At 31.5% G+C, this 11,548-nt stretch carries 11 protein-coding genes; 3 read left to right on the top strand and 8 right to left on the bottom strand.

The window, feature by feature from the left end; translation table 11 throughout:
* Positions 1-5 precede the first annotated feature (5 nt).
* From rsfS to VP91_RS02695, 3 genes are read left to right on the top strand one after another with little or no spacing between them, the layout of a single operon-like run.
* Positions 6-356, top strand: coding sequence for a ribosome silencing factor (gene rsfS / locus VP91_RS02705; protein ID WP_169035899.1), 351 nt, complete (start codon positions 6-8; stop codon positions 354-356).
* A 5-nt stretch (positions 357-361) separates the two neighbouring features.
* Complete coding sequence (locus VP91_RS02700; protein ID WP_169036158.1) at positions 362-1,492, top strand: S41 family peptidase; 1,131 nt, start codon at positions 362-364, stop codon at positions 1,490-1,492.
* Positions 1,493-1,969, top strand: coding sequence for an RNA pyrophosphohydrolase (locus tag VP91_RS02695; protein WP_169035898.1), 477 nt, complete (start codon positions 1,493-1,495; stop codon positions 1,967-1,969).
* Here VP91_RS02695 and atpC read toward each other — a convergent pair.
* From atpC to odhB, 8 genes are all read right to left on the bottom strand, one after another.
* Positions 1,962-2,354 carry an ATP synthase F1 subunit epsilon gene (gene atpC, locus VP91_RS02690; protein WP_169035897.1) on the bottom strand — a complete coding sequence of 131 codons (393 nt, stop codon included), beginning with the start codon at positions 2,352-2,354 and terminating at the stop codon, positions 1,962-1,964. The genes VP91_RS02695 and atpC overlap by 8 nt on opposite strands.
* Positions 2,354-3,772 carry a F0F1 ATP synthase subunit beta gene (atpD, locus tag VP91_RS02685; protein WP_169035896.1) on the bottom strand — a complete coding sequence of 473 codons (1,419 nt, stop codon included), beginning with the start codon at positions 3,770-3,772 and terminating at the stop codon, positions 2,354-2,356. Before atpD ends, atpC begins: the two co-directional genes overlap by 1 nt.
* 2 nt (positions 3,773-3,774) lie before the next feature.
* Positions 3,775-4,650 (bottom strand): F0F1 ATP synthase subunit gamma, encoded by an 876-nt coding sequence (locus VP91_RS02680; RefSeq protein WP_169035895.1) that lies wholly within the window; start codon positions 4,648-4,650, stop codon positions 3,775-3,777.
* Between the two features lie 3 nt (positions 4,651-4,653).
* Entirely contained in the window at positions 4,654-6,189 is a 1,536-nt protein-coding gene (atpA, locus tag VP91_RS02675; RefSeq protein ID WP_169035894.1) for a F0F1 ATP synthase subunit alpha, read from the bottom strand.
* A complete protein-coding gene (gene atpH / locus VP91_RS02670; protein ID WP_169035893.1) occupies positions 6,190-6,747 on the bottom strand; it encodes an ATP synthase F1 subunit delta in 558 nt (185 codons plus the stop codon).
* 110 nt (positions 6,748-6,857) lie between these two features.
* Positions 6,858-8,813, bottom strand: coding sequence for a replication restart helicase PriA (priA, locus tag VP91_RS02665; protein WP_169035892.1), 1,956 nt, complete (start codon positions 8,811-8,813; stop codon positions 6,858-6,860).
* A gap of 22 nt (positions 8,814-8,835) precedes the next feature.
* Positions 8,836-10,236 carry a dihydrolipoyl dehydrogenase gene (lpdA, locus tag VP91_RS02660; protein WP_169035891.1) on the bottom strand — a complete coding sequence of 467 codons (1,401 nt, stop codon included), beginning with the start codon at positions 10,234-10,236 and terminating at the stop codon, positions 8,836-8,838.
* Entirely contained in the window at positions 10,237-11,547 is a 1,311-nt protein-coding gene (gene odhB, locus VP91_RS02655) for a 2-oxoglutarate dehydrogenase complex dihydrolipoyllysine-residue succinyltransferase (protein WP_169035890.1), read from the bottom strand.
* Position 11,548: the final 1 nt, after the last annotated feature.

Below are 11,548 nucleotides of genomic sequence, written 5' to 3'. Positions count from 1 at the left end.
AATTAATGGAAAAAAATACAAATCTTAAAAGCATCATCTTAAATACACTGGATTCCAATAAAGCCTTAGATATAGTTTCAATCGATCTTAAGAATAAAAGTTCCATGGCAGACTATATGATTATAGCCAGCGGAACATCTTCAAGACATATTCAGGCTTTATCGGAACAAGTGCTAGAAAAATTAAAAGCTAATGGTGTTAAAAATTCTAAAATAGAAGGAAAAGAAAGTTCTGACTGGAAATTGGTTGATGGTATTGATCTAATTGTTCATATATTTAATCCTGAAAAAAGAAAATTTTATGAACTCGAAAAAATATGGTCCGAGCTAATTCCTAAAGAAAAAGTGATGATTTAAGTATGATGAAAAAATTATTAACCTTTATTACAGTAGCTCTATTTTTTTTTGAAATAAGCTATTCTGACAATAGTGATATTTATAAAAAAATAGATCTATTTGGTGAAGTTCTTGAAAAAATTAATAAAGAATATGTAAATGAGATTGATCAATCTAAAAGTATGGATGCTGCAATAAATGGATTGTTGCAATCTTTAGACCCTTATTCAGCTTACATGACTCCAGAAAGTTTTGAAGGAATGCAAACTGAAACAAGTGGTGAATTCGGTGGACTTGGTATTGAAGTTGGTATGGAAGCTGGTGTTGTAAAGGTAATTTCTCCAATCGATAATACTCCTGCTTCAAAAGCAGGATTAAAAGCTGGTGATTATATTGTAAAAGTTAAAAATGTGCAGGTTCAAGGAAAATCATTAATGGAAGCTGTTGATTTAATGAGAGGACCTGTAGGATCAAGCATTGAAATAACAGTAAGAAGACGTGGTGTTAAAAAAGCATTAGTCTTTAACATAACTAGAGAAATCATCCAAGTTCAATCAGTTAAATCTGAACTTGTAGAAAATAACATTGGTTATATTAGACTGACTTCCTTTAATGAAAATAGCAGTGATCAAATTAAAAAAAATATTAAAAAATTTAATAAAAATAAAGATCTAAAAGGATTTATTTTGGATTTAAGAAATAATCCAGGCGGTTTACTTTCTCAGGCAATTAAAATTTCAGATTTCTTTTTAGAGAATGGTGAAATTGTATCAACTAAAAGTCGAAAAGTTTCAGAAAATAGAAAATGGTTTGCAAAAAAAGGTGACTTAACAAATGGCAAAACATTGGTTGTACTTATTAATTATGGATCAGCATCAGCATCAGAAATAGTTGCTGGCGCATTAAAAGATCATAAAAGAGCTATTATACTTGGAGAAAATAGTTATGGAAAAGGTTCTGTTCAATCAATAATACCTCTAAAAAATAGAGGCGCTATCAGATTAACGATTGCAAAATATTATCTACCTTCTGGAAAATCTATTTCTGAAGTAGGTGTAACACCTGATATAGAGGTAATAGAAAGTTCTGAAAATTTTAAATTTAATTCTGAAACTGATAATCAATTAAACTTTGCTTTAAAGTTACTCAATGGATAAATGACTAATAAAGATATACTTTTACCTCTTAGAAGTGGAGTTGGAATTGTTTTAATAAATAAAGAAAATAAAGTCTTTGTTGCAAAAAGAATTGATAATCCAAAAAATTTCTGGCAAATGCCTCAGGGTGGTGTTGACAAAGGTGAAGACTATCTCTCTGCTGCTTATCGTGAATTAGAAGAAGAAACTAGTATCAAGAATGTAGATCTAGTCAAAGAATTGGATGGATTAATCTCTTACGATTTGCCTAAAAATTTAATAGGAATTATTTGGAAAGGCAAATATAGAGGTCAGGAGCAAAAGTGGTTTGTAATGAAGTTTTTAGGTCAAGATAGTGAAGTTAATATTAAAACTAAAAATCCTGAATTTTGTGAATGGAAATGGATTGATCTTGAAAATATAACTGACCTAGTTGTAGACTTTAAGCTACATGTGTACAAAGATGTTAAAGAGAAGGTAAAAGAAATTCTTAATTAAGAGTTTTTAGCACATCAATTTTTTGATCAACTAAGTATTTATTTTGATCTGTAATGTCACTATTTTTTGAATTTTCTTCTGCTTGAGCAAGTAGTTCACTAATTTTATCTTTATCAATATCTTTAATATTAAAAATAGAACTTGTTAGAACTGATAAATTATTATTTTTAAATTCAACAATTCCATCCTCAACGTAGTAATTGTCTTCTCTTGATTTAGAAAAGATTTTAATAATCCCTGGCTTTAAAAATGAAATAATTGAGATATGATCCTTTAAAATTCCCATTTCTCCTTCAAAAGCAGGTACAACAACTTCTGTTACATCTTCTCTAGAAAGAAAAGAATTTTCTGGGTTTACAATTTCTATTTTAAACTCTTCACTCATTATGCAGCACCATCTTTCGCCATTTTTTCTGCTTTTTCTACAGCTTCTTCAATTGTACCCACCATATAAAATGCAGCTTCTGGTAGATGATCATACTCACCATTGCATATTGCAGCAAAACCTTTAATTGTAGATTCTAAATCTACTAATTTCCCTGGAGAACCAGTAAAGACTTCGGCAACAAAGAAAGGTTGTGATAAAAATCTTTGTATTTTACGCGCTCTAGCTACTGTTAATTTATCTTCTTCAGATAATTCATCCATTCCTAAAATCGCAATAATATCTTGTAGCGATTTGTAAGTTTGAAGAATTTTTTGCACTTCTCTTGCAACTCTGTAGTGCTCATCACCAACTATTCTGGGATCTAAAATTCTAGATGTAGAATCTAAGGGATCTACTGCCGGATAAATTCCAATTTCAGCTATCTGTCTCGATAATACAGTTGTTGCATCTAAGTGAGCAAAAGATGTAGCGGGTGCTGGGTCAGTTAAATCATCTGCTGGTACATAAATAGCTTGTACAGATGTAATGGAACCCTTGTTAGTAGTTGTAATTCTTTCTTGAAGGTTACCCATGTCTGTTGCAAGTGTAGGCTGATATCCAACTGCTGAAGGAATTCTTCCTAATAATGCAGAAACTTCTGAACCTGCTTGAGTAAACCTAAAGATGTTATCAACGAAGAATAATACGTCTTGTCCTTCCTGGTCTCTGAAATATTCAGCTACAGTTAAGCCTGTTAAGGCAACCCTTGCTCTAGCTCCTGGGGGTTCATTCATTTGTCCATACACTAGTGCAGCTTTTGATCCTGGACCTTCTGGCTTAATAACACCTGAATCTATCATTTCGTGATAAAGATCATTTCCTTCTCTAGTTCTTTCACCAACACCAGCAAATACAGAAAATCCACCATGGGCTTTTGCTACGTTGTTAATTAATTCCATAATAAGTACTGTCTTACCAACACCCGCACCTCCAAATAAACCAATTTTTCCTCCTTTGGCATATGGTGCTAGTAGATCAACTACTTTAATTCCTGTAACTAAAATTTCTGTCTCAGTTGACTGATCGCTAAATTCAGGTGCAGCTCTATGAATTGGCCATTTCTCTTTTGTTTTAACTTCACCTTTTTCATCAATAGGTTCACCTATTACATTTATGATTCTTCCTAAAGTTTCTGGACCAACTGGAACTTGGATAGGAGCACCTGTTGCAGTTACTTCGTCTCCTCTTTTTAATCCTTCAGTAGCGTCCATAGCAATTGTTCTAACACTTGACTCACCGAGGTGCTGGGCAACTTCTAAAACTAATCTGTTGTCTCCATTTTTACATTCTAATGCTGATAAAATTTCTGGTAATTCTCCATCAAATTTTACGTCTACTACTGCTCCAATGATCTGTGTGATTTTTCCTTTGCTCATAATTATAAACTTTCCGCTCCTGATATGATTTCAATTAATTCTTTCGTAATAGCTGCTTGACGACTTCTATTATACTCAATAGTTAGCTTGTCAACCATTTCACCTGCATTTCGGGTTGCATTATCCATTGCACTCATTCTTGATCCCTGTTCGCTAGCTGAATTTTCTAACATCGCTTTAAAAATCTGAGTAGATATATTTTTAGGCAATAAATTGCTTAAAATTTCATCTTCATCTGGTTCAAATTCATAATTGTCCTCAGAAGAATTTTCTTCCGCTTCAGATGTTTTTAAAGGAATTATTTGTTGTTCTTGAGGTATTTGAGTTATTACATTTTTAAATTTATTATAAAAAATTGTACACACGTCAAATTCTTCTTTTTCAAAATTTTCGATTATCATTTTTCCAACTTTTTCAGCATCTAGATAATTGACAGTTTTTGAATCTTTAAAAGATATTCTCTCTATAATATCATCTTTATAAACTCTTTTTAATTGATCATACCCTTTAGATCCTACAGTTATAATCTTTAAAGTTTTTCCCTCATCAGATATTTTTTGAAAATATGCTTTGGCCTTTTTAATAATATTTGTATTAAAACCACCGCATAGACCACGATCAGATGTTAGCACAATACATAAATGCACCTTATCTTCACCTGTTCCAGAAAGAAGCTTAGGAGCATTTTCCTTATCAGAAATACCACTAGATAAATTAAGAATAATGTTATTCATTTTTTCAGAGTAAGGTCTTCCCTTTTCAGCATTTTCTTGTGCTCTTCTAAGTTTAGCGGCTGCAACCATTTTCATGGCTTTGGTAATTTTTTGTGTAGACTTTACACTCGCTATTCTTTTTTTTAAGTCGTCTAGTGTTGCCATATTTTAAGAATTAAAGTTCTTCTTAAGTTCCATGATAGTTTCAACTAATGATTTTTCAGTATCTTCTTCAAGCTTACCTGAGCTTAAAACAGATTCTAAAATTTCTGGTTTTTCAGATTTACATTTTTCAATAATCTTAGATTCAAACTCAGCAATATCTTTAAGCTCTACATCATCCAAATAACCTTTAACTCCACAGAAAACTGAAATTACTTGCTCAGCAACTGTCATAGGAGAATATTGTTTTTGTTTTAAAAGTTCAGTTAGTTTTGAGCCTCTATTTAAAAGTTTTTGTGTTGATGCATCTAAATCAGATCCGAATTGTGCAAAGGCAGCCATCTCTCTATATTGAGCAAGCTCCAGCTTCATTGAACCAGAAACTTTTTTCATTGCTTTTGTTTGTGCTGCAGATCCAACTCTAGAAACTGATAGACCTACGTTAATCGCTGGTCTAATTCCTTGGTTAAATAACTCTGTTTCAAGAAATATTTGACCATCTGTAATTGAAATAACATTAGTAGGAATAAAAGCAGATACGTCTCCACCTTGTGTTTCAATTATAGGAAGAGCGGTTAACGAACCTCCACCATGCTCATCACTAAGCTTGGCTGCTCTCTCAAGTAATCTACTGTGTAAATAAAATACATCTCCCGGATAAGCTTCTCTTCCTGGAGGTCTTCTTAATAAAAGTGACATTTGTCTATAAGCTACAGCCTGTTTAGATAAATCATCATAGATGATTAATGAATGCATACCATTATCTCTATAGTATTCACCCATAGTACAGCCTGTATATGGCGCTAAAAACTGAAGTGGAGCAGCATCTGAAGCAGTAGCGGCTACAATTGTTGTATATTCCATTGCACCAGCTTCTTCTAAAGTTTTTTGAATTTGTCTAACGGTAGATCTTTTTTGACCTATAGCGACATAGATACAATAAAGTTTTTGCTTCTCATCACCAGATTCATTTATTTTTTTCTGGTTAATGATCGCATCAATAGCAACTGCAGTTTTTCCAGTTTGTCTATCACCAATAATTAATTCACGCTGTCCTCTTCCAACTGGAACTAGACTGTCAATTGATTTTAAACCTGTTTGCATTGGTTCACTAACTGATTGTCTTGGAATAATTCCAGGAGCTTTTACTTCAACTCTACTTCTTTTAGTTGCTTTATCTAAAGCACCTTTACCATCGATTGGATTTCCTAATCCATCAACGACTCTTCCTAATAATTCTTTTCCAACAGGTGCATCAACAATACTTCCTGTTCTTTTAACAACGTCACCTTCTTTAATTTTTCTATCATCTCCAAAAATTACAACTCCAACATTTTCACTTTCTAAGTTTAGAGCCATTCCTTTTGATCCATCAGAAAATTCTACCATCTCTCCAGCTTGAACGTTATCTAGCCCGTATACTCTAGCAATACCATCTCCTACTGACAAAACTTGACCAACTTCAGTCACTTCAGCTTTATCGCCAAATTTTTTAATTTGTTCTTTTAATATCTTTGTTACTTCTGATGGGTTTATATCCATTTATGCCTCTATCATCCTATTTTCGATTTGTTGTAATTTATTTTTAATGGAAGTGTCCACCATTGTGCTTCCGACTTGCACAATCAAACCCCCAATTAAACTTGCATCATGTTTGTAGTTTAATTTTATTTTTGAACTAAAGTTTTTAGTCAATTCTTCTTTTATGTTGTTAATCTCATCTTCAGTAAGATCTTTTGCAGAAATTAATTCTGCTTTTAACTCGCCTCTTTTAATTGAACATGTCTCAACAAAGCTTTTTAGGATTTTATCTAAGTAAAAGAATCTTCTTTTAGATATTAGAAAGTTTAAAAATTTTGTTAATAATTCATTTAATTTATATTGTTCTGAAATTTTGCTTAGAGCATTCAATTGATCTTCTTTGTTGTTTGTTGGATCCTTAATTAAAGATTTAAAATCTTTACTTGAAGCAATTAAATTAATAATTGAAGCAGAATGAACCTCAATCTCACTTAAATTATTAGCTTCTATTGCTAACTCATAAAGTGCTAAAGAGTATCTGCCAGCTGATGTTTCTGAAAAACCTTTATTTTTGCTCAACTTATTGTTCCTTATAAATAATTGAAGATTTATTAAATTTCAGTTTTAATTAACATATGACCCAATTCTCTTCAAGTCACACATTGTCTAAAAGTGTTGTTTTTTCACCGTTAATTGAAGTTTATTGGATCAACATCAACTGTTAGTTTCATTCCAGTGGGAAATTTGAATTTTTCAATGATTTTGGCTAGTGAACTCTGTACTTTTAAAGATTTTCTGCCTCTGATTAAAAGTCTTACTCTGAACTTTCTTTTTAATCTAAATATAGGTGCATTTACAGGGCCAAGAACTCTACCTTCGACAGCACTTTCTATGAAAACTTTAAACTTATAAGCTTCCTTTTCAAGTTCTCTTTCATTGCTGCCAGTAATTATTAAAGCAATAAATCTCTGAAACGGTGGAAGATTATTTTCCCTTCTAATTTCAAGTTCTTTATCTAAAAAAATATCAGGATCTTTATTTGTAATGTCTGTTATCATTTTGGTATCTAAGTTATAAGTTTGAAAATAAACAGTTGCTGGTTTTCCTGTTCTTCCTGCTCTTCCTGAGAGTTGATGATATAATTGTAAATTCTTTTCTGCACCCCGTAAGTCATGACCTTGTGATGATAAATCGATATCAACAACAACAATACAGTTTAAGCTTGGAAAATGAAATCCTTTTGAGATTAATTGAGTTCCAATTAAAATTTGAATTTTATTATCTATAATTTTTTCTAAAACATCTACTGAACTTTTTTTATTCATTGTATCGCTAGAAAATATAGTTGTTTCCTTGGTGGGGAAAATTTTTTTTACTTCATCAGATATCCTTTCAACTCCAGGCCCACTAAAAATAAAATCACATTTTCCTTCTTTTGAGCAGTTCCTATTTAGTAAAGCTTTGTATCCACAGTAGTGACATAATAAATTTTTTTTGTTTTTGTGATAAACCAAATTTATTGAACAATTTGGACATGAATAACTAATAAAACATTTTTTACATAATACATGAGGTGAAAATCCTCTTCTATTTAAAAAAAATAATACTTGATCTTTTTTTTCAAGATGAAATTTTACTTTCTCAATTGTTACTTTTGATATCCAAGATTGAGATTCTAACTTTGAATTATTAAGATTAATTATTTCATATTTTGGTAAAGATGCATTTAAATATCTTTGATCAAGTTTTGATAAACTATATTTGCCTTTTTTAATATTGTCATAAGTTTCAATAGAGGGGACGGCTGTTATTAAATTGATTGGAATATTTTCAAAGGATGCTCTAGAAATTGCCATATCTCTAGCATTGTAAGTTACTCCCTCGTCTTGTTTATAAGATTGATCATGTTCTTCATCAACAATGATTAATCCTAGTTTTTTAAAAGGTAAAAACAATGATGACCGAGCACCAATTACAACTTTAATTTTATCATTTGCTATTCCACTCCAAATAATTTCTTTATTTTTTTTTGTAATACCTGAGTGCCATACAGCAGGTTTGAATCCAAAAAATTCTATAAATTTATTTTGAAATTGTCCTGTTAATCCAATTTCTGGCAATAGAATTAACCCTTGAAAACCCTTATTAATTATCTTTTTTAAAGCCTCAAAATAAACCACAGTTTTACCAGACCCCGTAGTGCCTTGTAAAACATGAACTCTAAATTTTTGATTTAATACATTCATTTTTTTTAATGAATCTTTTTGCTCTTTAGAAAGTTTTATTTCATTTTCTTTGATGTCAATTTTGAATGGCTCATACACTCCAATTGGCAACTTTTCTATGGCACCACTACTTAATAATAACAATTTTAATGCCATACCTTTAGGGGTCATATTGTATTCAGAAAACCAATTTAAGAATTTAATTGTATTTTTCTTTAGTGATGGAACATCTAATTTTCTTAAAACTTTTTTAATTGCAAAATTTTTGTTTGTTTTTTTTTCAAAATCATCCCATACAACTCCAGTAACTTCTGATTTTCCAAAAGGTACTACTACATAGTCTCCAACCTTTAAATTTAAATCTGAATTATAGGTAAATGGATGATTAAAAATATTTGGTATAAGAATCGGTACTTTCATATCTTTATAATATGAAAATACTTTAAGAGTGTATTGCTCTTTTATCTACTGATAATGCTGCTTCTTTTACAGCTTCTGAGAATGTTGGGTGTGCATGACACGTTCTTGCAATATCTTCGGCACTTGCACCAAACTCCATTGCAACTCCAATTTCTCCAATTAATTCACCTGCATGAGGGCCAATAAGATGAGCCCCTAAAATTTTATCTGTTTTTTCATCTGCTAAAATCTTAACAAAACCCTCTGCTTCATCAATTGCTTTGGCTCTTGAGTTTGCCATAAATGAAAATTTGCCAATTTTATATTTTGTATTTGCTTCTTTTAGTTGCTCTTCAGTTTTCCCTATTGAGGCAACTTCTGGTGTCGTATAAACAACACCTGGGATAATGTCATAATTAACATGCCCTGATTGTCCTGCAATATTTTCAGCAACAGCAATACCTTCATCTTCAGCTTTGTGCGCTAACATTGGTCCATCTATTACATCGCCAATTGCATAAACATTACTTACATTCGTTTGAAAGCTTTTATTTGTTATAATTCTTTTCTTTTCATCCAATTCAACACCAATTGCTTCTAAATTTAAATTGTTAGTGTTAGGTTTTCTGCCAACAGATATAAGAACAACATCACAATCAAAATTTAATTTTTTTCCATCTTTGTCAGATGTTGAAACACTAGCTCCATTGGTGTTTTTAGTAATACCCTCTACTTTAGTTTGCATGTGGAAGTTAATTCCTTGTTTCTTTAAAATTTTCATAAATTCTGACGCTATTTCTCTATCCATTCCTGGCGTAATATGGTCAAGAAATTCTACCACATGAACTTCAGCACCTAATCTAGACCAAACAGATCCCATCTCTAATCCTATATAACCTCCACCAACTACAACCATTTTTTTTGGAACCGATTGCAGAGTTAATGCACCTGTTGAAGATACAATTATTTTTTCATCAAATTCAATTCCTGGCAATGAAACTGCGACAGATCCTGTGCTAATGACAGTTTTTTCAGTTTCTATGATAGTTTCTTTTTTTTGATCATCTAATATTGAGATTTTATCTGCAGATTTGAAGCTTCCAGTACCTTTAAAATAAGCAACTTTATTTTTCTTAAATAGGAACTCCACACCTTTTGTCAGTACAGTTACTGCCTTTTCCTTATTTTTCATCATTTTTTGAAGATTAAGTTTGACTTCACCAACTTCTATCCCAAGTTTAGAGAAGTTTTGTGCTTTATGATAATTCTCTGAAAGATTTAATAAATTTTTAGAAGGTATGCACCCCACATTTAAACAAGTGCCTCCTAATGAACCTCTAGATTCTATACATGCAGTTTTAAGACCCAGTTGAGCTAATCTTATTGCACACACATAGCCTCCTGGACCTCCACCTATTACAACTGCTTGAAATTTATCTGACATTTAAATATTTAAAAATAACCTTCTTGGATCCTCTAAGTTTTCTTTAACCATTTTTAAGAACGATACTGACTCTTTTCCATCTATAATTCTGTGATCATAAGACAAGGCAAGATACATAATAGGTCTAATTTTAATCTCACCATCAACTACCATTGGTCTCTCAACTATATTGTGCATACCTAGTACACCAGATTGAGGTAAATTTAATATTGGAGTAGATAACATTGAGCCATAAACTCCACCATTACTAATTGTAAAGGTTCCACCTTGAAGGTCTTCTATGGTTATTTTTCCATCTCTTGCCTTTTCAGAAATAGTTTTAATATTTTTTTCGATATCAGCAAATGATAATTGATCTGCATCTCTTAATACTGGTACTACTAATCCCTTTTCAGTTCCTACTGCAAAACTTATATTATAATAATTTTTATAAATAATTTCGTCTCCATCAATTTCAGCATTAACTGATGGGTATATTTTTAGTGCTGCAACACATGCTTTTACAAAAAATGACATAAACCCTAATTTAATCTCATATCTGCTTTGGAAGTCTTCCTGGTTCTCTTTTCTCATTTCCATTATGCTAGTCATATCAACTTCATTAAAGGTTGTTAATAATGCTGCATTTTCTTGTGCTTGTTTTAATCTTTTTGCAATTGTCTGTCTAAGCCTAGACATTTTAATTCTCTCTTCTTGACCATATTTAATTTTTCTTTCTGATGGCTGTGGGTTCTCTCCCATCATGCTAATTAGGTCACCTTTAAGAATTCTACCCTCTTTACCTGAGCCTCTAACTTTTTCTAAATCAATTTTATTCTCAACAACAATTTTTCTCACTGATGGAGAAAGTATTTCTTTATTTTTATTTGAGGATTCGGGTTTGCCTTCATTGTTCTCATTTTTTAATATTAATGGTGCTTCTTCTTTAATTTCATTTGTTAATATTAAAGGATCTTCTTCAGGCTCTTTGAAAACTTTGGGTGTTTCCTTTTTTACTTCTAAATTAATAACATTATTTTCTGCTTTCCTAGGCTCAATTTTTGTAATTATTTTTTTTTCAGCAGACTGAACTCCATTTTGGTTTATTGAACCAAGTAAAGCTCCGACTTCAACTGTTTCTCCATCTTTTGAATTTATTTCAGACAAAACTCCATCTATAGGAGATGGAACTTCTAAGTTAACTTTGTCAGTTTCCAGTTCTACAATTGCCTCATCTGCTTCAACTGTATCACCCTCTTTTTTAAGCCACTTAGCAACGGTTGCTTCGGTTATACTTTCACCTAAAACGGGTACTAAAATTTTTTCATTCATT

Origin of the sequence: Candidatus Pelagibacter communis (assembly GCF_012932795.1) — a bacterium.
Classification (GTDB): Bacteria; Pseudomonadota; Alphaproteobacteria; order Pelagibacterales; family Pelagibacteraceae; genus Pelagibacter; species Pelagibacter ubique_S.
Note: the sequence above shows the minus strand (reverse complement) of the source record. Positions and strands in the feature narration are given on the sequence as shown.